This is a genomic window from Ruegeria sp. BHSC029, assembly GCF_059613085.1.
Map to the genome: position 1 here is coordinate 133,033 of NZ_JBXWRU010000004.1, position 20,804 is coordinate 153,836.

The following is a 20,804-nucleotide window of genomic DNA, read 5'->3' on the forward strand; positions in this document are numbered from 1 at the left end:
CGGGAAAGAGCGTTCGAGTGTTCTATTACAAGCGAAGCAGCAGCCTTGTGGGTGGGGCATTCAACCTTGCGGAACTGGTGTTTCATGCCGTGGTCCGCAACATCCGCTCGCAGCATTCCAACGCCGTAATCGCCATCATGATGAACATCGTCCAGGTCGTTTTGATGGCGACCGTGTTCTATTTCATCATGTCGTTTCTGGGCGGACGGGTTGCCAAGATACGGGGTGAGTTCATCCTGTACATCCTGTCCGGCATCTTTCTGTTCATGACGCATATCAAGTCCGTCGGTGCGATCGCGGGGCTTGGAGGCACCAACAATCCCATGATGCTGCATTCGCCGATGAACATGATGGTTCTGCTATTGGCCGCCGCCTTCGGGACCTTGTACACGCAGGTCGTTTCAATCCTGGTGATCCTGTTCGTCTACAGCGTCGCGGTCAATCCGATCGAGATGCAGGACCCGGGCGGCGCGTTCGCGATGCTGATCCTTGCGTGGTACACCGGCTGCGCGGTCGGTCTGGTCTTCATGGCGCTCAAGCCGTGGATGCCGCAGACCTCCACCATTCTCAGCAATGTCTATCGCCGGATGAACATGATCTTCTCGGGCAAGATGTTCGTGGGCAATGCGCTGGGCGGATGGATGCTGGCCATGTTCGCCTGGAACCCGTTGTTTCACGTGATCGATCAGTGCCGCGGTTTCGTGTTTCGCAACTATTTTCCGCGCAATTCCAGCTGGGAATATGCGCTTTGGGTCGGTATCGCCCTGATGATGATCGGGTTGCTGGGAGAGTTCTTTACCCGCAAGCACATCTCGAAAAGCTGGGATGCGCGCCGTTAGGTTGCCACGCGCAGCGTCAGGTTGATCCGGCCCCCTTTGGGCAGCAGGCGCGAAGAGCCGAAGCGGATCCGGTCGATACCGTGATAGGCCAACCGGGCGGGACCGCCCATGACGACCACGTCGCCGGAACTCAGCCAGACGGACTCGGTTTTGCCGCCGCGGGTCGTGTTGCCGATCCGGAACAAGGCGTCATCGCCCAACGAAACCGACAGGACCGGCCACGAGAAATCGGCCTCGTCCTTGTCCTGGTGCATTCCCATCTTTGCGCCTTCGCCGTAGTAGTTGATCAGACAGCAATCGGGATCTCGATCGGTTCCGGCAAGGTCGCGCCAGATCGACAGGATCGGGTCCGGAATGGCAGGCCACGCCATGCCCTTGGGGTGCGCGTCTTGGTACCGGTATCCAGCCCCGTCCGACACCCAGCCCAGGGTTCCGGCAGACGTCATGCGAACCGACATTTTGCGCCCCGAAGCGGTGCTGGGATGAAACAGCGGAGCGGCTTTCAGAATCGGCCTCAGTAGCTCGATGATCTGCCGCTGAGCAGCGCCGTCCAGATGGCCTTTTCGGATGTCGAACCCCCGTAAATTCAGGCGCGTCATGACAGAAACCTCATTCCTTTCGAAATCCTTGCCAAAAAAGGCCCAAGATTCCCGAAAACCTGCATTTCACAACGCTTGCAGGCCTCAGGCCTCGCCCTTATATACGCCGGGACGCGCGATGGTGTAGACCTGTCGCGCCCAGCAGATCGGGGCAGGGATGCCGTAACGGGTTCCGGCCTCGGGACATCGCCTTGAAAAGAAAGGGATCGAAAAATGGGAAAAGTAATCGGGATTGACCTCGGGACCACCAACTCGTGCGTAGCCATCATGGACGGCGCGCAGCCGAAGGTCATCGAAAACGCGGAAGGGGCGCGGACCACGCCCTCGATCGTCGCCTTCACCGAAGACGAGCGACTGGTCGGGCAGCCGGCGAAACGCCAGGCGGTCACCAACCCCGACAACACGATTTTTGGCGTCAAGCGCCTGATCGGGCGTCGTGTGGATGACGCAGAAGTCCAGAAGGACAAGAAAATGGTGCCCTACGCCATCGTCGATGGCGGCAACGGCGACGCTTGGGTTGAGGCCCGCGGGCAGAAATACTCCCCTAGCCAGATCTCGGCCTTCATCCTCGGCAAGATGAAAGAAACCGCCGAAAGCTATCTGGGTGAAGAAGTAACGCAGGCCGTGATCACCGTTCCGGCCTATTTCAACGACGCTCAGCGTCAGGCCACCAAGGACGCCGGCAAGATCGCCGGTCTGGAAGTGCTGCGGATCATCAACGAACCCACTGCCGCCGCGCTGGCCTATGGCTTGGACAAGCAGGACAGCCAGACCATCGCGGTCTATGACCTTGGCGGTGGTACCTTCGACGTGACCATCCTGGAAATCGACGACGGCCTGTTCGAGGTCAAGTCGACCAATGGTGATACCTTCCTGGGTGGTGAAGACTTTGACATGCGCATCGTCAACTACCTGGCCGACGAGTTCAAAAAGGAACACGGTGTCGACCTGAGCCAGGACAAGATGGCGCTGCAGCGTCTGAAGGAAGCCGCAGAGAAGGCCAAGATCGAGCTCAGCTCGACCACCCAGACCGAGATCAACCAGCCGTTCATCTCGATGGGCGCGAACGGCCAGCCGCTGCACATGGTCATGAAGCTGACCCGTGCCAAGCTGGAATCGCTGGTCGGCGACCTGATCAAGAAGTCGCTGAAGCCATGCCAGGCTGCTTTGAAAGACGCCGGCATCTCGGCCAGCGATGTGGATGAGGTTGTTCTGGTCGGTGGTATGACCCGGATGCCGAAAGTCATCGAAGAGGTGACCAAGTTCTTCGGCAAGGAGCCGCACAAAGGCGTGAACCCGGACGAAGTCGTGGCCATGGGTGCTGCGATCCAGGCCGGTGTTCTGCAAGGCGACGTCAAGGACGTGGTTCTGCTGGACGTGACTCCGCTGTCGCTGGGCATCGAAACTCTGGGCGGCGTGTTCACCCGCCTGATCGACCGCAACACCACGATCCCGACCAAGAAGTCCCAGGTCTTCTCGACCGCCGAGGACAACCAGAACGCCGTGACCATCCGGGTGTTCCAGGGTGAGCGTGAAATGGCTGCAGACAACAAGATCCTGGGCCAGTTCAACCTTGAAGACATTCCACCGGCCCCGCGCGGCATGCCTCAGATCGAGGTGACCTTCGACATCGACGCCAACGGCATTGTCTCGGTTTCGGCCAAGGACAAAGGCACCGGCAAGGAACAGAAGATCACGATCCAGGCCTCGGGCGGACTGTCGGAAGAAGACATCGAAAAGATGGTCAAGGACGCCGAGGAAAACGCCGAAGCCGACCGCAAGCGCAAGGAGCTGGTCGAAGCCAAGAACCAGGCCGAAAGCCTGATCCACGCGACCGAGAAATCGATCGAGGAGCATGGCGACAAGGTCGATCCGTCGACCATCGAGGCCATCGAACTGGCGCTGGCGGCCCTCAAGGACGAGGTCGAGTCGGACAATGCCGACAAGATCAAGGCCGGCATCCAGAACGTGACCGAAGCGGCCATGAAACTGGGCGAGGCGATCTACAAGGCGCAGTCCGAAGAGGCCAGCGACGAACCGGCAGCCGCGGATGCGGGTCCCGGCGATGACGACATCGTCGATGCCGAGTTCGAAGACCTGGACGATGACAAGCGCAACTAACGGGTAACCGGGCCAATTCGGGCCGGTCCGGATGCCGGGCCGGCCCGTTTACGTTGAGGCAGAAGGAAATACCGATGTCAAAACGCGACTATTACGAAGTGCTCGGCGTGTCCAAGGGTGCTTCGGCGGATGAGATCAAGAAAGCTTTTCGCCGGAAGGCGAAAGAGCTGCACCCCGATCGCAACAAAGACAACCCGGATGCCGAGGCCCTTTTCAAAGAGGCCAACGAGGCCTATGACGTTCTGCGCGACGCTGACAAAAAGGCCGCGTATGACCGGTTCGGCCATGCTGCGTTCGAGAATGGCATGGGCGGCGGCCAGCGTGGTGGCGGCTTTGGATCGGGCGATTTCTCCAGCGCGTTTTCCGATGTGTTCGATGACCTGTTCGGCGATTTCATGGGTGGACAGCGTGGCGGTGGCGGACGCCGTGCCGCTCGCGGTTCGGACCTTCGCTACAACCTGAGGGTTTCGCTGGAAGAGGCTTATTCCGGCCTGCAGAAAACTATCAACGTGCCGACAGCCGTGGCCTGTTCGTCCTGCGAGGGCACCGGCGCCGAGGGCGGAGTTGAACCAACCACCTGCCCGACCTGTTCCGGCATGGGTAAGGTGCGCGCGCAACAGGGCTTTTTCACTGTCGAGCGCAGCTGCCCGACCTGTGCGGGTCTGGGGCAAATCATCAAAAACCCCTGCAAATCCTGCCACGGCTCGGGCCGGGTCGAGAAGGAACGCGCGCTGTCGGTCAACATTCCGGCAGGCGTCGAAACCGGCACCCGCATCCGTTTGGCGGGCGAGGGCGAGGCCGGCATGCGCGGCGGTCCTCCGGGCGATCTCTACATCTTTGTCGAGGTGACTCCGCACAAACTGTTCGAGCGGGACGGCCCGAACCTGTATTGCCGCGTGCCTGTCAGCATGGCGAAGGCGGCGCTGGGCGGCTCGATCGAAGTGCCCACCATCGACGGTGGCCGCGGTCGGGTGCAGATTCCGGCCGGCAGCCAGTCGGGCCGGCAGATGCGCCTGCGCGGCAAGGGTATGCCTGCGCTGCGGGGCGGCGGTATCGGTGACATGTTCATCGAGCTTGCGGTCGAGACTCCGGTCAACCTGACCGCGCGGCAAAAAGAGCTGCTGCAGGAGTTCGACGATCTGGGAGAGGACAACCACCCGGAATCGAAAAGCTTTTTCTCGTCCGTTAAATCCTTCTGGGAAAGGATGCAAAGCTGATCCCAGCGTTCCAGACCCCGAAAGGCCGGCGTATCATCGCCGGCTTTTTTGTTTTCTAAGTCCAGATTGGCCCGAAACTGCGCGGAATTGGCCCTTGATTCTCGGCCTCAGCCTTGAGAATGTCCGCGCCAACCGTTGGGGTGCCCCGGAACCGGGGCTGAGAGGCGCGAGCCAACCCATCGAACCTGATCCGGGCAATACCGGCGGAGGGAACGGTCTAAAACACTCAGACGTTTTCCATGCCCGCGTTGCCCCACATGCAAGAAGGGAGCGACATGGCGCATATCGCTTTGACCATCGCAGGATCCGACAGCGGCGGAGGGGCCGGTATTCAGGCCGATCTCAAAGCGATGTCGGCGCTGGGTGTGTTCGGTGCCAGTGTCATCACCGCGGTCACCGCCCAGAACACGCAGGCGGTCACCGCTGTGCATGGTATCCCGCTGGACGTGATCGCCGCGCAGATCGACGCGGTTCTGTCCGATCTGGACGTGCGCGCGGTCAAGATCGGCATGTTGGCCACGCCCGAGATCATCCAAACCGTCGCCGACGGCCTGTCCGGCTTTGCCGGGCCCATCGTGCTGGACCCGGTGATGATCGCCAAATCGGGCGATGCCCTGCTGGCGCGCGAGGCGGTGCAAACGTTGCGCGAGGTGCTGCTGCCCCGCGCCACCGTCCTGACCCCGAACCTGCCCGAGGCCGCCTGTCTGCTGGACCGGCTGGTCGCCGAAACGCCCGAGGAGATGGTCGCGCAGGGCCATGACCTGTGCACCCTGGGGGCTGGGGGCGTCCTGATGAAAGGCGGACACGGCAAGGGCGATACCTGCCATGATCTGCTGATCGATCAGAACGGCGTCATCGGTGAATTTACCGCGCCCCGTCAGGACACGCGCAACACCCACGGCACCGGATGCACCCTGTCCTCGGCCGTCGCGGCCGGTCTGGCCAAGGGGCTGCCTCTGGTCGATGCGGTGGCGCAGGCGCATGACTACCTGCAAGGCGCGATCACCCGCGCGGATGAGTTGCAGGTCGGCTCGGGCCACGGGCCGGTACATCACTTCCACCGGGTATGGCCGGCGTGACGGTTTGGTCGGTCATAGGTGCCGGCGTCGCCGGCTTGGCCGTGGCCTCGGAACTGGTGGCGCGGGGCGCGCAGGTACAGGTGTTCGATCCGGGCGGGCCGCCCGGTCCGCATGGGTGTTCCTGGTGGGCCGGCGGCATGCTGGCGCCGTGGTGCGAATATGAAAATGCCGAGGAACCGGTGCTGAGGCTGGGGCAGCAGGCGATCGACTGGTGGGCGGCCCGCACCCCGGTCGCGCGGCAGGGAACGCTGGTCGTGGCCAACACGCGCGACCTGCCCGACCTGCGCCGCTTTGCCCGCCGGACCGAGGGATTCACGCAGGTCGATCAAGCGAAAATCGCCAAATTAGAGCCTGATCTGCACGGGTTTTCCCAAGGCCTGTTCTTCGCCGACGAGGCCCATCTGGACCCTCGCCGGGCATTGCAGGACCTCTATCGCGGCCTGCAGGACAAAGGGGTCGAATTCCACCGCAAGCTGGCCCCGTCGCGGCTGGACAACGCCATCGATTGCCGGGGCTTGCACGCACGCGACATCCTGCACGACCTGCGCGGCGTGAAGGGGGAAATGCTGGTGATCCGCTGCCCCGACGTGACGCTGACCCGGCCCGTGCGGCTGTTGCATCCCCGGATGCCGCTCTATGTCGTACCGCGGGGCGAGGGCATCTACATGCTGGGCGCCACGATGATCGAATCCGAGGACAGCAGCCGGATCACCGCGCGCTCGATGCTGGAACTGCTCAGCGCGGCCTATGCGCTGAACCCGGCCTTCGGCGAGGCCGAGGTGCTGGAAATCGGGGTCGATCTGCGCCCGGCCTTTCCCGACAACCTGCCGCGGATCCGCCGGCTGGGGCGGACGATCTATGCCAACGGGTTGTATCGCCACGGCTACCTGCTGGCCCCGGCGCTGGCCCGGGGCGTGGCCGATCTGGCGCTGAACAACACACATTCGGAGATGGTCGATGAAGATCGTGCTTAACGGCGCGCCGCGCGAGGTGCGCGCCGAAACCCTTGGCGAGCTGCTGGCCGAATGCGGCTTTTCCGGCCGCGTCGCCACAGCGGTGAACGAGGAATTCGTGCCCTCCAGCCTGCGCATTGCGCACAAACTGGCCGAGGGCGACCGGGTCGAGGTCGTCGCACCGATGCAGGGGGGATGAAGATGAAGACGTTTTACGGCACCGAACTGCCTAACCCGCTGATGCTGGGCACCGCGCAATATCCCAGCCCGGCGATCCTGGAACAGGCGTTCCGGGCCAGCGGCGCAGGCGTGGCCACCGTCTCGCTGCGGCGCGAGGGCGCGGGCGGGGCCGGTCAGGCCTTTTGGTCGATGATTCGCGATCTGGGCGTGCTGATCCTGCCCAACACCGCCGGCTGTCACACGGTCAAAGAGGCCGTCACCACCGCCCACATGGCGCGCGAGGTGTTCGACACGCCGTGGATCAAGCTGGAGCTGATCGGCCACACCGACAGCTTGCAACCCGACGTGTTCCAACTGGTCGAGGCCGCGCGGATCCTGACCGATGAGGGGTTCCAGGTGTTCCCCTACACCACCGAAGACCTGATCGTGGCCGAGCGTCTGCTGGCCGCCGGGTGTCAGGTGCTGATGCCCTGGGGCGCGCCGATCGGGTCGGGGCGGGGCCTGAACAACGAATACGCCCTGCGCGCCATGCGGGCCGAGTTTCCCGACGTGCCGTTGGTCGTGGATGCGGGCATCGGCCTGCCCAGCCACGCTGCCCACGCGATGGAGCTGGGCTATGACGCGGTTCTGCTGAACACCGCCGTTGCCCGGGCCGGCGATCCGGTGGCAATGGCGCAGGCCATGGCGCAGGCGGTGCAGGCCGGGCAATTGGCGCATCAGGCCGACCCGATCGAGCCGCGCGACATGGCCGAGCCCTCGACCCCCGTGATCGGAAAGGCCTTTCTGTCATGACGCTCGACCGCTTCTATCCGATTTTCGATCACACCGACTGGCTGCGGCGGATGCTGCCCTTGGGCGTGAATCTGGTGCAGCTGCGCATCAAGGATCAGCCCGACGCGGTGGTGCGTGCGGAAATCGGCACCGCGCAGGTCCTGTGCCGGGACCACGGCGCGGTGCTGGTGGTGAACGACTATTGGCAGGCCGCCATCGACGCGGGGTGTGACTGGATTCATCTGGGGCAGGAGGATTTGGACGACGCCGATCTGCCCGCCATCCGCAAGGCCGAGCTGAAACTGGGCGTGTCCACCCATGACGATGACGAGCTTGAACGCGTGCTGTCGATGGACCCGGACTATGTGGCGCTGGGGCCGGTCTATCCGACCATCCTGAAAAAGATGAAATGGCACCAACAGGGCCTGCCGCGCGTGACCGAGTGGAAACGGCGCGTGGGCGACATCCCTCTGGTCGGCATTGGTGGCATGAGCGTCGAGCGCGCACCGGGAGTGTTTCAGGCCGGCGCCGACATCGTCTCGACCGTCACCGACATTACCCTTAACCCCAACCCCGAAGCGCGGGTGCGGCAGTGGATCGAGGTCACGCGATGAGCCGCTACGCCCGCCAGATGATCCTGCCCGAGGTCGGGGCCGAAGGGCAGAACCGCCTTGCCCGCGCGCGGGTTCTGGTGGTGGGCGCCGGGGGGCTGGCCGCGCCCGCACTGCCGCTGCTGGCCGGGGCCGGGGTGGGGCATCTGACCATCGTCGATCCCGATACGGTGGATCTGTCGAATCTGCACCGCCAGACGCTGTTCACCGAATCCGATTGCGGCCGCCCCAAGGCCGAAGCCGCCGCCGAACGCTGCCGGGCGCTGAACAGTGAGATCACCGTAGCGGCCAATAAACAGGCTCTAACACCGGCGAATGCCGCTGATCTGGTGGCCGAGGCCGACCTGGTTCTGGATTGCGCTGACAGTTACGCGGCCAGCTATACGCTGTCGGATACCTGCCTGGCGCAGGGCAAACCGCTGATCAGCGCCTCGGTCCTGGGCCTGTCGGGGTATGTCGGTGGGTTCTGCGGCGGCGGACCGTCCCTGCGCGCGGTGTTCCCCGACGCCCCCGACAGCGGGGCCAGTTGCGCCACCGCAGGCGTTCTGGGCCCGGTCGTGGCGATGATCGGCGCGATGCAGGCGCAGATGGCGCTGGGCGTGATCCTGGGCCTCGATCCCTCGCCCCTGGGCCAGATGGTGCAGGTGGATGGCCGTACCTGCTCCAGCAGCGGATTCCGCTTTGACACCGCGCCGGAGCCCGACAGCCATTTCCACTTTGTCGCGCCCGCGCAGCTGACCCCGGACGACCTGATCGTCGATCTGCGTAGCGTCGATGAAGCCCCTCAGCCGATCCACCCCAACGTCCGCCGCCTGACGGTCGACGCGCTGAAAACAGACCCTAACAAAGACAAAACGCTGGCTCTCTGCTGTGCCACCGGGCTACGCGCCTGGCGCGCGGCCGAGGAACTCCGCCCCCATTGGCCCGGCCGGATCGTTCTGGTCGCCGCCGCAACGTCGTGAAGCAAAAGGAAACGCAAACCATGAAGAAGCTGATCACCGCCATTGCCCTGCTGGCCGCCGCGCCCGCCTGGGCGCAGGACAAGATGACCGTCCTGCTGGACTGGTTCGTGAACCCCGACCACGGGCCGATCATCGTGGCGCAGGAAAAAGGCTATTTCGCCGAACAGGGGCTTGAGGTCGAAATCGTCCCGCCCGCCGACCCGTCGGCCCCACCGCGCCTCGTGGCCGCCGGTCAGGCCGATCTGGCCGTGTCCTACCAGCCGCAGCTGCATCTCCAGATCCACGAAGGCCTGCCGCTGAAGCGGGTCGGCACGCTGGTCGCCACGCCGCTGAACTGCCTGCTGGTGCTCGAGGACGGCCCGATCAAATCGCTGGCCGACCTCAAGGGCAAGAAGATCGGCTTTTCGGTCGCCGGTGTCGAAGAGGCGATCCTGACCGCGATGCTGAATGCGCATGGCGTGTCGCTGGACGATATCGAGATGATCAACGTCAACTTCTCGCTTTCACCGTCGCTGATGACGGGCCAGGTGGATGCCGTGATCGGCGCCTTCCGCAATTTCGAGCTGAACCAGATGGATATCGAAGGCGTTCCGGGCCGCTGCTTCTACATCGAGGAAGAAGGCGTGCCGCCCTATGACGAGCTGATCTATGTGGCCAACCCCGAAACGATGGACAAGGACATGATTGTCCGTTTCCTGGCCGCAACCGAGAAGGCCACGCAGTTCATTGTGAACAATCCGGAAAAAAGCTGGGAGATCTTCGCCGCCACCTCGCCCGAGCTGCAGGACGAGCTGAACGCCCGCGCCTGGGTCGATACCCTGCCGCGGTTCGCGCTGCGCCCGGCGGGCTTTGATGCCGGCCGCTATGCCCGGTTCGAGGCCTTTCTGAAAGACTCCGGCATGATCGACAGCATCAACCCGGTCAGCGACATCACCATCGACGTGACCGCGCAATGAGCGACTATGGCAAAGCCTTCGCGCTTATGCGCGATGCGGCGCAGGGGCCGTGGCGGGACTATACCCGCCACGCCTTTGTCGAGGGGCTGAAGGACGGCACCCTGCCGCGTGCGGCGTTTCTGCATTACCTGCGGCAGGATTACGTGTTCCTGATCCATTTCTCCCGCGCCTGGGCGCTGGCGGTGGTGAAATCGGAAACTCATGCCGAAATGCTGGCCGCGTCGCGCACTGTGAATGGGCTGATCAGCGAAGAGATGAAGTTGCATATCGGCATTTGCGAGGCCGAGGGCATCAGCCAGGACGAGCTGTTCGCCACGCCCGAACGCCCCGAGAACCTGGCCTATACCCGCTATGTGCTCGAGGCGGGCTACAGCGGTGATCTGTTGGATCTGCTGGCGGCGCTGGCGCCCTGCGTGATGGGATACGGGGAAATCGGCACACGGCTGGCGTCCGAGGCCACCTCGGACACCTATCGCGATTGGATCGACGCCTATTCCAGCAGTGAATATCAGGAAGCCTGTCAGGCTGTGGGTGAACTGCTGGATTCGGCTCTAACAAGGCGACTTGGGGCGGATTTCCGTACCACACCGCGTTGGGATCGCCTGTGCCAGACCTTCCGCACCGCGACCGAGCTCGAGGTGAATTTCTGGCAGATGGGTCTGACCCCATGACCCCGCCCCCCGATCTGACCATCAGCGGACAGGCCAGCATCGACGGCGCGCCTCTGTTCGCGCCGCTGACCCTGTCGCTGAAGGCCGGGCAGTGGACCTGTCTGCTGGGCGGATCGGGGGTCGGCAAAACCACGGTTCTGCGCCTGATCGCCGGGTTGGCGACGGGGGCAGAGTTCACCGGCGAGATCCGCGCCAGCGACGGGCTGCCGGTGGCCGAGCGTGTGGCCTACATGGCGCAGGATGATCTGCTGCTGCCCTGGACCACGGTCGCGCAGAACGTGGCGCTGGGCGCGCGCCTGCGCGGCGAACGGGTCGATCAGGACCGCCGCGCCCGGTTGATCGAACGGATGCGGCTGCAGGATCACATGGCCAAGAAGCCCTCGGAACTGTCGGGCGGGCAGCGTCAGCGGGTGGCATTGGCCCGGACCCTGATGGAAGACAAGCCGATCATCCTGCTGGACGAGCCGTTCTCGGCGCTGGATGCGCGCACCCGCGCCGACATGCAGGATCTGGCTGCCGAGGCGTTGCAGGGACGGACCGTCCTGCTGGTTACCCATGACCCGGCCGAGGCCGCGCGTCTGGGCCAGTCGATCATGGTGATGACGCGACACGGCCTGACCCCATGCCAACCGCCTCACGCGCCGGTGCCGCGGAAGGTGGACGATCTGGAAACGCTGGAGACGCAGGGCGCGCTGCTGAAACTGCTGCGCGAGGAGGTGGCATGAAGACGCTCTCGGCCCTTGCCGCGACGCTGTTTGCGCTGGTCCTCTGGCAAGCGATCGTCACCCTGACCGACCTGCCGAAATTCATCCTGCCCGGCCCGGCATTGGTGGCCGAGACCTGGTGGCAGAACCGCTGGCTGATCGCCGAACACACCTGGATCACTGCAATCGAGGTGCTGATCGGTTTGGCCTGCGGCACCGTGCTGGGCGTCGTCACCGCGCTGCAGCTGGCCAATTCCCGCGCCGCGCGGGTGCTGGTGCAGCCGATGCTGGTGTTCACCCAGGCGCTGCCGGTCTTTGCGTTGGCACCGTTGCTGACCCTGTGGCTGGGCTATGGGCTGTGGTCCAAGGTCGCGATGGCGGTGCTGATCATCTATTTCCCCATCACCTCGTCGTTTTTCGACGGGCTGATGCGCACGCCGTCCGGCTATCTGGACTTGGCCCGCACCATGCAGGCCAGCCCGCGCAGCGTGTTGTGGCATATCCGCATCCCGGCGGCGCTACCCTCGCTGGCTTCGGGGATGCGGCTGGCGGCGGTCTATGCCCCGATCGGGGCGGTGATCGGCGAATGGGTCGGCTCGTCGCAGGGGCTGGGATACCTGATGCTGCTGGCCAATGGTCGCGCCAAGACCGACCTGATGTTCGCTGCGATGCTGACGCTGGGGGTGTTCTCGATCCTGCTGCATCTGGCCGTGCGCCGCGCCACGGCCCGCATGGCCGGTGAGGCGCGTTAACCATTCGGAAACCGATTCTGGGGCAATCATGGGCGCATGACCAAGGACGCTTTTGCCGAAGCCCCATCGCTGTTCGAAACTGACGAAGCGCCGGTGACGCCGCTGCCCACGGGTCGGCTGCCCTCGTATATCAAAGACCACCGCAAGCGCCTGCGTGAACGGTTCATGTCGGGCGGCGCCGGGGCGATGCCGGATTACGAGTTGCTGGAACTGGTCCTGTTCCGCTCGATCCCCCGGCAGGACGTGAAACCGCTGGCGCGGCTGCTGCTGGATACATTCGGCGATTTCAACCGGGTGCTGACCGCCCCTGTGGAACGCCTGCGTCAGATCAAGGGCGTGGGCGATACGGTCATCACCGACCTCAAGATCCTCGAGGCCTGCGCCCATCGCATGGCCCGCGCCCGGGTGATGCAGCGGCATGTGATTTCCAGCTGGGACGCGTTGCTGGATTATTGCCACACCACCATGGCGCATCGCGAGATCGAGCAGTTCCGCGTGTTCTATCTGGACCGCAAGAACGTGCTGATCGCGGATGAGGAGCAGGCCAAGGGTACCGTCGATCACGTACCCGTCTACCCGCGCGAGGTCGCCAAACGCGCGTTGGAGCTGAACGCCTCGGCGCTGATCCTGGTACACAATCATCCGTCGGGCGATCCGACCCCCTCGCAATCGGATATCGACATGACCAACCGCATCAACGATGCCTGCGCTGCACTGGGGCTGACCTTGCACGACCACCTGATCATCGGAAAATCGACCGAGCTGAGCTTCCGCTCGGAAGGTTATCTCTGACCGCTAGCGCACCCAGACTTCGACACGACGGTTGGCCTTGCGGCCCCATTCCGTGTCGTCGCAGGCCATGGGCATGGCTTCACCGAATCCTTCGACCGCGATCTCGACGGTTTCTGGGACTGCGGTCTCGACCGCGGCCAGGATCGCGTTTCGCACGGTCTGTGCGCGCCGCAAGGCGATGCGGGCATTGGTTTCCGCAGCACCGTCCCCGTCACTGAAACCGACGAAGACAAGTTTGCGCCCGTCGTACTGGCCCGATTCAAGCGCCTGCGCCATTTGCAGGATGTTCGATCGCGACTGCGCGTCTGGCCGCGACGATCCCGGCTCGAACCGGAAAGACACCGACAGGCGCGACAGCGGGCGCAGAGTTTCGATCATCCGTTGCAGTTCTTCCAGACCCACCTCGGACCCACCCGAGGTGATGGCGTTGGCCAACCGGTCGCCCTGAAGCCCAAGACGTACCAGTTCGTGGGACTGGTCGACGAAACCGGCTTGCCGGATGACCATCTGTGCCTCGGGGCTTTGGACATACGCCAGAAACTGGCGGGCGATCTTCGGGAGGCGCCGCTGTGGAAGATACAGGAACATCGGCAGGGTCAGCGGATAGTCCTCGGTCTTGATGGCGGCGCGCGTGGCGCGCAATGCGTGACCGCATCCGCCGGCCAGCGGCAGACTGCGCACGTTTTGCGGGTCAGCGTGGCTGACGATACCGAGTGCGAACGGATCGCGCGCAACCGCTGCTGCCAGTTCCGCGCTGCGGGTGTGGCGGATCACGTCCTCATGCGCCTGCACACCGGCTGGCTGCATCACCTGGTCTTGCACGGCCTGACCAACACCGGTTGTCACATCCGGCAGATGAACGGCGATGGGGGCATCCGGGCCACCGAGCTGTGCCCAGTTGGCGACCTCGCCATTTATGACCCGCGCCAGGTCCGAAACCGAGATCTGCTGGATCGGATTGTCCAATGAGACCACCGGCACCAGCGCGCCAAGAGCCACCACCCGCGACCGGCGCGGTCGGGACAGGTCGCCCAGACCGTTTTCCTGCGCCGCCGCGGCCTCCTGCGGGCGGATTTCGCGCATCGCCAAAGCGATGTCTGCCTGATCGGCGGTCAGATCGGCAAAACCGCGGTCGGTGTCCGAAACGCGCAGGAAAAACCGCGCCAAAGGAGCGATCCGATCCGCCTGCGTCAGGGCAAAGACAAGCTGCGCAGGGTCCGTGCCTTCGCTTAGCACATGCAGGTTTTCTCGTTGCGCAAAGCCTTCGATCAGGGCTGGAAGTAGGGATTCGGCCATCACCGATGCGCCAGAGAAGTTCACTTCGGCCACAAAGTCGATCAGGTTGGGGCAAGCCGGACCGTCGCAGGTGACGCCGGATCCATCCACCGTCAGTTCGCCGAACTGGGTGTCCACACGGTAGAACTCACCATCAAACCCCAACAGGTTCCCGGTGATCTCGACCTTGCCGTCATGCGAGGTCAGTGTGATGTCCTGAGCGAGGGCGCCTGAAGCGCCAGCCATCAACGACAACACCGTCATCGTCGCGTGAAGATACTTCATAAAGACCTGTAGACCTGCCTGCCGTTACTTTGCGGCGATTGTCAGGTCTTGGAACAGATTATTCAACACCAGAAAGTCCTGTCCGCTGTCGCAGGCCGGCAGGGAGATCGACAACTCTCGCGACCGCAGCCCTTGATCGTCCAGCAACTCGAGCGCTTGCAGATCCAGGTCCTGCCCACAATTCCGGGGAGTCACTTCGGCCTCGACGCTCAGGGCGACGGTGCCATTTGCGTCGGCTGCGTTGCGGGGGACCGAATAGATCTCGACATTGCGCTCGCCGGCCTTGCCGAAGTGGACAACCTGCCCGGTGCCGGAGTTGCTGGCGTTCGACCAGACATGCCCGGCCTCGCCATAGGATGCACCGAACTCCAACGCGTGCAGTTGCAATTCGGTGTCCCCCATCCATTGCAGCGCAACCCGGTCATAGTCTGAAAAATCAGGAATGTGAGTGGTGGCGACAGTGCCGCGCCGGTTTTTGAACGAGATCAGGAAAATGGCATATTCCGACAGGGCGGGAATGGACAGGTCCAGACGGCCGTCCTTGTCGGTTCGGGCGCTGAACGTCATGCCGCTGTGGTGCAGCTCGACGGTTTCATCGGGGTTGCAGGGGGCCTTCAGGGTCAAACGTGCTGTCGCGTTGGGGGCCGCCATTGCGCGGGCCCGGAGATCGCAGTTGACCTGCGCCTGAGGAACGGCAGGCTCAGCCCGAGGCGCAACCTTGGCCGAGGGTTCGGGGGCCGTGGACGCATTCGGCGTCGCCGAAGTCAGAACGATACCTTCCAACCCGGCAATCACGGTGCCTTCTCCAGACGGCTGGATCATCGCCTGACGTGTTTCCTGCACGTCCGGCTGCGAGGCCGGTCCGTTCTGCATCAAGTAGCCGATGGCCAAGGCGCATGCGACCGTGCCACCTGTGGTCACGTAGTTCCGTATTACAAACAAGACACCCTCCCCAGTTGAAGGAGCGAGTCGGAGAGTGTTTAACAATCGCGGCCAATATGTGGCCGCGACGCGGACTCATTATGTCGGGAATCTGACCGGATCAGGCAAGCCGACCATGGCAGTGCTTGAATTTCTTGCCGGATCCGCAGGGGCAGGGATCGTTGCGCGACGGATTACCCCAGGTTGACGGGTCGTCCTCGACAAAGCCGGGCCGCGCATCGCCCGAGGCCTGCGCCTCGGCCACCGCTTCGGCCTGTTCAGCGGCTTTCTTGATCTGTGCCTGCTGCGCCTGCATCTGTGCCAGCATCTCGCGCTGCTCTTCTTCGGTCAGCGGGCGGACGCGGGCCAGTTGCTGGGTAACCGTTTCACGCAGGCTGTCGAGCATGTTCTCGAACAGCTGGAAGCTTTCGGTCTTGTATTCGTTCAGCGGATCGCGCTGGGCGTAGCCGCGGAAGCCCACGACCGAGCGCAGATGTTCCAGGGTCAGCAAGTGCTCGCGCCACTTGCTGTCGATGGTCTGCAGCAGTACCTGCTTTTCGATGTTGCGCATGTTCTCGGGGCCGAAGGCGGCGGCCTTCTGGGCCATCATCTCGTCGGTCGCCTTGATCAGGCGCTCGCGAACCACGTCGTCATCGACCCCATCCTCGGCCGCCCACTCCTGAACCGGAACATCGATGTTCAGCTTTTCCTTGAGGGCCGCGTGCAGCCCGTCGGTGTCCCACTGGTCGGCGTAGGTTTTGGGCGGCATGTACTGGTCGATCAGATCGTCGATGACCTGTTCGCGCATGTCCGAAACGATTTCGGACAGATCGTCGGTCGACATGATTTCGCGTCGCTGGTTGAAGATCACCTTGCGCTGATCGTTCATCACGTCGTCGAACTTGAGAACGTTCTTCCGCATGTCGAAGTTGCGGCCTTCGACCTTGGCCTGCGCGCGTTCAAGCGATTTGTTCACCCAAGGGTGGACGATCGCTTCGCCTTCTTTCATGCCCAGGGTGGTCAGAACCTTGTCCAGCCGTTCCGAGCCGAAAATGCGCATCAGGTCGTCTTCCAGGCTGAGGAAGAACACGGTGCGGCCCGGGTCGCCCTGACGGCCCGAGCGGCCGCGCAGCTGGTTGTCGATGCGGCGGCTTTCGTGGCGTTCCGAGGCGAGAACGAACAGACCGCCGGCCTCCAGCACCTTTTGCTTTTCTTCCGCGTGGCGCGCCTCTTCCCGGGCGCGCAGTTCGGCCGGGTCGGCCTCGGGGTTCTCGGCCAGCGCCTGCATGACGCTCATTTCAACGTTGCCGCCCAGCTGGATGTCGGTGCCGCGGCCGGCCATGTTGGTGGCGATGGTTACCGCGCCCAGACGTCCGGCCTCGGCCACGATCTGGGCCTCCTGCTCGTGCTGGCGGGCGTTCAGGACATTGTGCTTGATGCCTTCCTGGGTCAGCATCTCGCTGAGCATCTCGGACTTCTCGATCGAGGTCGTGCCCACCAGAACCGGCTGGCCCTTGGCGTTGGCCTTCTTGATCTCTTCGATCATGGCCGCGTATTTCTCGGCCGCGGTGCGATAGACCTGATCATCCTCGTCGACACGGGCGATCGGCTTGTTGGTCGGCACTTCAACCACGCCGAGGCCGTAGATCTCGGCAAATTCCTCGGCCTCGGTCAGGGCGGTACCGGTCATGCCGGCCAGCTTGTCATAGAGGCGGAAATAGTTCTGGAAAGTCACGCTGGCCAAAGTCACGTTTTCGGGCTGGATCGGCGCGCCTTCCTTGGCTTCGATCGCCTGGTGCAGGCCTTCGGACAGCCGGCGACCCGGCATCATCCGGCCCGTGAACTCGTCAATCAGAACCACGTTGCCGTCGCGTACGATGTAGTCCTTGTCCCGCTGGAACAGTTTGTGCGCGCGCAGGCCCTGGTTGACGTGGTGCACCACCGTGGTGCTTTCAGGGTCGTACAGCGACTGGCCCTCGGGCAGCAGGCCACTGGCGTGCAGCTGCTCTTCGAGGAACTCGTTGCCTTCATCGGTGAAGGTCACGCTGCGCGACTTCTCGTCGATCGTATAGTGATCGTCCTGCAAGGACGGGATCAGACCGTCGATGGCCGTGTAGAGATCGGACCGGTCCTGAGATGGACCCGAGATGATCAGAGGGGTCCGTGCCTCGTCGATCAGAATCGAGTCGACCTCGTCCACAATCGCGAAATTGTGGTGCTTCTGGTAGACCTCGTTCAGATCCGCCTTCATGTTGTCGCGCAGATAGTCGAAGCCCAGCTCGTTGTTGGTGGCATAGGTGATGTCACAGGCATAGGCCGCTTTTTTCTCGGCATCGGGCTGGCCCGACCAGATCACGCCGGTGGTCATACCCAACGCGCCGAACACGTTGCTCATCCATTCGGCGTCACGCTTTGCCAGATATTCGTTGACCGTGACGACATGCACGCCCTTTCCGGTCAGTGCGTTCAGATAGGCGGGGAAGGTGGCGACCAGGGTCTTGCCTTCGCCGGTCTTCATCTCGGCGATATTGCCCTGATGCAGGAAGATGCCGCCCATGAGCTGCACGTCAAAGGCCCGCAGACCCAGCGCGCGCTTGGCGCCCTCACGAACGTTGGCGAATGCCTCGGGCAGCAGGTCATCCAGGCTCTCACCCGCGTTGGCCCGCTTGCGCAGCTCTTCGGTCTTGGCTTTCAGATCGTCATCCGAGAGTTTTTCGAACTCCGGCTCCAGCGCGTTGATCTTTTCGACCAGCGGGCGGGTTGCCTTGATCTTGCGGTCGTTCGGTGTTCCGAACACCTTTTTGGCAAGCGTACCGAGTCCCAGCATGTTCACTCCAGCGGATCTTTTCTTGTCTTGGTTGCGACAGGCTTGCCCACCTTGCGCGCAACCCATAGATAGCTGGGAGGAAAAGATGGTCCTGTCAAAGGCTGCAAGCGATGTAAGCGGCAGGTTCCAGAGTGTCAACGCCACGCCCTGTCGCGGCCAGAATATAGGATGAATTCATGCCCAAAGGTCTCACTTTTCTGCCATCGCTGGCTCTTGCGGCCATGATGGCCCTGCCTGTCGCCGCTGAAACCGAACCCTCTGCCGATACGGTTGTGGCGCGCGTCAACGGCGACGAGATCACTTTGGGTCACGTGATTGCGACCGCGGCTGGCCTGCCGCCGCAATATCAGCAGCTGGAAGACGAGGTCCTGTACCAGTTCATCGTCGAGCAGCTGATCCAGCAACAATTGCTCAGCCAGGAGCAGGACGAGCTGACCCGCCTGAACGCGCTGATGCTGACCAACGAAGAGCGTTCGCTGAAGGCGGTGCAGACGGTGAACCAGATCACCGATGCCGAGGTGACCGACGACGCGATCCAGGCCGCCTATGACGCGCAGTTCGCGGACTTCCAGGGCGAGGACGAGTTCAACGCCAGCCACATCCTTGTCGCGACCGAGGAAGAAGCCAAAGAGATCAAGGCGCAACTGGATGACGGCGCCGATTTTGCCGAGCTGGCCAAAGAGAAATCCACCGGTCCGTCCGGTCCCAATGGCGGCGCGCTGGGCTGGTTCGGAAAGGGCCAGATGGTTCCCGAGTTCGAACAGGCCGTGATCGGGCTGGAAAAAGGTCAGGTCTCGGACCCGGTGCAGACCCAGTTCGGGTGGCATGTGGTGATCCTGAACGACAAACGCAAATCCGAAGCGCCCGAGTTTGCGGCGGTGCGGGATGAACTGGCCCAGTCCGTCCGTCAGGAGGCCATTCAGGCCAAGATCGACGAGCTGACCCAGGCGGGCAGCGTCGAGCGCCCCGAGGTCGAGGGCCTGACCCCGGACGTGGTCCGCAAGCTGGACCTGGTTCAGGAGTAACCCGGCGTGGCCAAGATCACCAAGGTGTCTCCGCTGGTCCCTGCGGCCTTCCCTGATCTGCCGGTCATCGACGGTGTGCGGTTCGCCACCGTCGCTGCCGGGGTGCGGTATCAGGGCCGCACCGACGTGATGCTGGCGGTGCTCGATCCGGGTACCGCGGTGGCGGGGGTGTTCACCCGCTCGGCCACCCGTGCGGCGCCCGTGCTGGATTGCCAGGACAAGATCGGCGGGCCCAGCGACGGGCCGGCGGCGATCCTGGTGAACTCGGGCAATGCCAATGCCTTTACCGGACAGTACGGGCGGGCCTCGGTCGAGCAGATTACCGCTGCCGTGTCGCAGGTCACCGGCGTGGCGCAGAACCGCGTGTTCACCTCGTCCACCGGGGTGATCGGCGAGCCGCTGCCGCATGACCGGATCGTGGCCCAGCTGGACGAACTGACCGCCGGCCTGCGCGCCGACGCGTTGGAAGAGGCCGCGCGGGCGATCATGACCACCGACACCTTCCCCAAAGGCGCTAGCGCGCAGGTGGAGATTGACGGCAAAACAGTCTCTATTGCAGGGATTGCCAAAGGGTCGGGTATGATCGCACCCGACATGGCGACGATGCTGGTCTATATCTTCACCGATGCGAGGATCGACCAATCGGCGCTGCAACGGATGCTGGCCGAGCAGACCGACCGGACCTTCAACTGCATCACAGTGGACAGCGACACCTCGACCTCGGACAGCCTGTTGCTGTGCGCGACGGGCGCGTCGGGCGTGGAGGCCACCGGCAATGCCGATTTCGCGCGAGCGCTGGAATCGGTGATGCTGGATCTGGCGCATCAGGTGGTGAAGGACGGCGAAGGCGCCACCAAATTCGTCGAGATCCGCGTGACTGGCGCCGCCTCGGACGCCGATGCCAAAGTCCACGGCATAGCCATCGCCAATTCACCGCTGGTCAAGACCGCCATCGCGGGCGAGGATCCGAACTGGGGCCGGGTCGTCATGGCTATCGGCAAATCCGGCGCGGCGGCCGATCGCGACACGCTCAGCATTTCCTTCGGCGATATCCTCGTGGCCGAAAAGGGCTGGGTCAGCCCGACCTATCGCGAGGAAGACGCCGCCGCCTACATGAAGGGCCAGGAACTGGTGATCGCGGTCGATCTGGGGCTGGGCGCGGGCAAGGCCACCGTCTGGACCTGCGATCTGACCCACCGATACATCGAGATCAACGCGGATTACCGGTCGTGACATCAGAGCTATTCGAGCAGAAGTGGAGCCC

The 20,804-nt window shown here is 63.5% G+C and carries 20 protein-coding genes and 1 riboswitch; of the genes, 16 read left to right on the forward strand and 4 right to left on the reverse strand.

What is annotated here, in order from left to right; translation table 11 throughout:
* The first annotated feature begins 17 nt into the window (after window positions 1-17).
* Window positions 18-839: an ABC transporter permease gene (locus AC2FML_RS10705; RefSeq protein ID WP_093963926.1), complete on the forward strand. Its 822-nt coding sequence runs from the start codon at window positions 18-20 to the stop codon at window positions 837-839.
* On the opposite strand, the gene AC2FML_RS10710 is transcribed toward AC2FML_RS10705, so the two are convergent.
* Window positions 836-1,438: an alpha-ketoglutarate-dependent dioxygenase AlkB family protein gene (locus AC2FML_RS10710; RefSeq protein ID WP_170342689.1), complete on the reverse strand. Its 603-nt coding sequence runs from the start codon at window positions 1,436-1,438 to the stop codon at window positions 836-838. The two genes, AC2FML_RS10705 and AC2FML_RS10710, sit on opposite strands and share 4 nt — an antisense overlap.
* Before the next feature lie 213 nt (window positions 1,439-1,651).
* Between AC2FML_RS10710 and dnaK the strand changes: the two genes are divergently transcribed.
* The 13 genes from dnaK (at window position 1,652) to radC (ending at window position 13,207) form a co-directional block, all read left to right on the forward strand.
* A complete protein-coding gene (dnaK, locus tag AC2FML_RS10715) occupies window positions 1,652-3,559 on the forward strand; it encodes a molecular chaperone DnaK (protein WP_170342692.1) in 1,908 nt (635 codons plus the stop codon).
* 74 nt (window positions 3,560-3,633) lie between these two features.
* A complete protein-coding gene (gene dnaJ / locus AC2FML_RS10720) occupies window positions 3,634-4,776 on the forward strand; it encodes a molecular chaperone DnaJ (RefSeq protein ID WP_170361153.1) in 1,143 nt (380 codons plus the stop codon).
* 126 nt (window positions 4,777-4,902) lie between these two features.
* Window positions 4,903-5,005, forward strand: a riboswitch (TPP riboswitch).
* Window positions 5,006-5,051: 46 nt separating this feature from the next.
* Window positions 5,052-5,855, forward strand: coding sequence for a bifunctional hydroxymethylpyrimidine kinase/phosphomethylpyrimidine kinase (gene thiD, locus AC2FML_RS10725; protein ID WP_496783087.1), 804 nt, complete (start codon window positions 5,052-5,054; stop codon window positions 5,853-5,855).
* Entirely contained in the window at window positions 5,852-6,829 is a 978-nt protein-coding gene (locus AC2FML_RS10730) for an FAD-dependent oxidoreductase (RefSeq protein ID WP_480697766.1), read from the forward strand. The genes thiD and AC2FML_RS10730 overlap by 4 nt, the downstream gene beginning before the upstream one ends.
* A complete protein-coding gene (thiS, locus tag AC2FML_RS10735; RefSeq protein WP_170364407.1) occupies window positions 6,813-7,007 on the forward strand; it encodes a sulfur carrier protein ThiS in 195 nt (64 codons plus the stop codon). The genes AC2FML_RS10730 and thiS overlap by 17 nt, the downstream gene beginning before the upstream one ends.
* Window positions 7,008-7,009: 2 nt before the next feature.
* Window positions 7,010-7,780, forward strand: a complete 771-nt coding sequence (locus AC2FML_RS10740; RefSeq protein WP_170457042.1) for a thiazole synthase — start codon at window positions 7,010-7,012, stop codon at window positions 7,778-7,780.
* Complete coding sequence (locus AC2FML_RS10745; RefSeq protein WP_496783089.1) at window positions 7,777-8,373, forward strand: thiamine phosphate synthase; 597 nt, start codon at window positions 7,777-7,779, stop codon at window positions 8,371-8,373. The genes AC2FML_RS10740 and AC2FML_RS10745 overlap by 4 nt, the downstream gene beginning before the upstream one ends.
* On the forward strand, window positions 8,370-9,332 hold the full coding sequence (locus AC2FML_RS10750; RefSeq protein WP_496734470.1) for a ThiF family adenylyltransferase: 963 nt from the start codon (window positions 8,370-8,372) through the stop codon (window positions 9,330-9,332). The genes AC2FML_RS10745 and AC2FML_RS10750 overlap by 4 nt, the downstream gene beginning before the upstream one ends.
* A 20-nt stretch (window positions 9,333-9,352) precedes the next feature.
* Window positions 9,353-10,288: an ABC transporter substrate-binding protein gene (locus tag AC2FML_RS10755; protein ID WP_170419787.1), complete on the forward strand. Its 936-nt coding sequence runs from the start codon at window positions 9,353-9,355 to the stop codon at window positions 10,286-10,288.
* Complete coding sequence (gene tenA / locus AC2FML_RS10760) at window positions 10,285-10,959, forward strand: thiaminase II (RefSeq protein ID WP_496783091.1); 675 nt, start codon at window positions 10,285-10,287, stop codon at window positions 10,957-10,959. Before AC2FML_RS10755 ends, tenA begins: the two co-directional genes overlap by 4 nt.
* Window positions 10,956-11,684 carry an ABC transporter ATP-binding protein gene (locus tag AC2FML_RS10765; RefSeq protein WP_480636994.1) on the forward strand — a complete coding sequence of 243 codons (729 nt, stop codon included), beginning with the start codon at window positions 10,956-10,958 and terminating at the stop codon, window positions 11,682-11,684. Before tenA ends, AC2FML_RS10765 begins: the two co-directional genes overlap by 4 nt.
* Complete coding sequence (locus tag AC2FML_RS10770) at window positions 11,681-12,415, forward strand: ABC transporter permease (protein WP_496783093.1); 735 nt, start codon at window positions 11,681-11,683, stop codon at window positions 12,413-12,415. Before AC2FML_RS10765 ends, AC2FML_RS10770 begins: the two co-directional genes overlap by 4 nt.
* Window positions 12,416-12,451: 36 nt before the next feature.
* Window positions 12,452-13,207: a RadC family protein gene (gene radC / locus AC2FML_RS10775; protein WP_480719972.1), complete on the forward strand. Its 756-nt coding sequence runs from the start codon at window positions 12,452-12,454 to the stop codon at window positions 13,205-13,207.
* 3 nt (window positions 13,208-13,210) lie between these two features.
* Here radC and AC2FML_RS10780 read toward each other — a convergent pair whose 3' ends face one another.
* From AC2FML_RS10780 to secA, 3 genes are all read right to left on the reverse strand, one after another.
* A complete protein-coding gene (locus AC2FML_RS10780) occupies window positions 13,211-14,767 on the reverse strand; it encodes a phosphate ABC transporter substrate-binding/OmpA family protein (RefSeq protein ID WP_496783095.1) in 1,557 nt (518 codons plus the stop codon).
* A 24-nt stretch (window positions 14,768-14,791) separates the two neighbouring features.
* Window positions 14,792-15,709, reverse strand: a complete 918-nt coding sequence (locus tag AC2FML_RS10785) for a hypothetical protein (protein ID WP_496783097.1) — start codon at window positions 15,707-15,709, stop codon at window positions 14,792-14,794.
* Between the two features lie 100 nt (window positions 15,710-15,809).
* Window positions 15,810-18,515 carry a preprotein translocase subunit SecA gene (gene secA, locus AC2FML_RS10790; protein ID WP_496783099.1) on the reverse strand — a complete coding sequence of 902 codons (2,706 nt, stop codon included), beginning with the start codon at window positions 18,513-18,515 and terminating at the stop codon, window positions 15,810-15,812.
* Between the two features lie 176 nt (window positions 18,516-18,691).
* On the opposite strand from secA, the gene AC2FML_RS10795 reads away from it, so the two are divergent.
* Together AC2FML_RS10795 and argJ are read left to right on the forward strand one after the other, a co-directional pair.
* Window positions 18,692-19,540, forward strand: coding sequence for a peptidylprolyl isomerase (locus AC2FML_RS10795; protein WP_170600830.1), 849 nt, complete (start codon window positions 18,692-18,694; stop codon window positions 19,538-19,540).
* 6 nt (window positions 19,541-19,546) lie between these two features.
* Window positions 19,547-20,773 (forward strand): bifunctional glutamate N-acetyltransferase/amino-acid acetyltransferase ArgJ, encoded by a 1,227-nt coding sequence (argJ, locus tag AC2FML_RS10800; RefSeq protein WP_496783101.1) that lies wholly within the window; start codon window positions 19,547-19,549, stop codon window positions 20,771-20,773.
* Window positions 20,774-20,804: the final 31 nt, after the last annotated feature.

Bases quoted from the DNA above. Each gene is read 5' to 3' on its own strand.
- AC2FML_RS10710 (WP_170342689.1), bottom strand. From the start codon at position 1,438: ATGACGCGCCTGAATTTACGGGGGTTCGACATCCGAAAAGGCCATCTG.
- dnaK (WP_170342692.1), top strand. From the start codon at position 1,652: ATGGGAAAAGTAATCGGGATTGACCTCGGGACCACCAACTCGTGCGTA.
- dnaJ (WP_170361153.1), top strand. From the start codon at position 3,634: ATGTCAAAACGCGACTATTACGAAGTGCTCGGCGTGTCCAAGGGTGCT.
- thiD (WP_496783087.1), top strand. From the start codon at position 5,052: ATGGCGCATATCGCTTTGACCATCGCAGGATCCGACAGCGGCGGAGGG.
- thiS (WP_170364407.1), top strand. From the start codon at position 6,813: ATGAAGATCGTGCTTAACGGCGCGCCGCGCGAGGTGCGCGCCGAAACC.
- AC2FML_RS10740 (WP_170457042.1), top strand. From the start codon at position 7,010: ATGAAGACGTTTTACGGCACCGAACTGCCTAACCCGCTGATGCTGGGC.
- AC2FML_RS10745 (WP_496783089.1), top strand. From the start codon at position 7,777: ATGACGCTCGACCGCTTCTATCCGATTTTCGATCACACCGACTGGCTG.
- AC2FML_RS10750 (WP_496734470.1), top strand. From the start codon at position 8,370: ATGAGCCGCTACGCCCGCCAGATGATCCTGCCCGAGGTCGGGGCCGAA.
- AC2FML_RS10755 (WP_170419787.1), top strand. From the start codon at position 9,353: ATGAAGAAGCTGATCACCGCCATTGCCCTGCTGGCCGCCGCGCCCGCC.
- tenA (WP_496783091.1), top strand. From the start codon at position 10,285: ATGAGCGACTATGGCAAAGCCTTCGCGCTTATGCGCGATGCGGCGCAG.
- AC2FML_RS10765 (WP_480636994.1), top strand. From the start codon at position 10,956: ATGACCCCGCCCCCCGATCTGACCATCAGCGGACAGGCCAGCATCGAC.
- AC2FML_RS10770 (WP_496783093.1), top strand. From the start codon at position 11,681: ATGAAGACGCTCTCGGCCCTTGCCGCGACGCTGTTTGCGCTGGTCCTC.
- radC (WP_480719972.1), top strand. From the start codon at position 12,452: ATGACCAAGGACGCTTTTGCCGAAGCCCCATCGCTGTTCGAAACTGAC.
- AC2FML_RS10780 (WP_496783095.1), bottom strand. From the start codon at position 14,767: ATGAAGTATCTTCACGCGACGATGACGGTGTTGTCGTTGATGGCTGGC.
- secA (WP_496783099.1), bottom strand. From the start codon at position 18,515: ATGCTGGGACTCGGTACGCTTGCCAAAAAGGTGTTCGGAACACCGAAC.
- AC2FML_RS10795 (WP_170600830.1), top strand. From the start codon at position 18,692: ATGCCCAAAGGTCTCACTTTTCTGCCATCGCTGGCTCTTGCGGCCATG.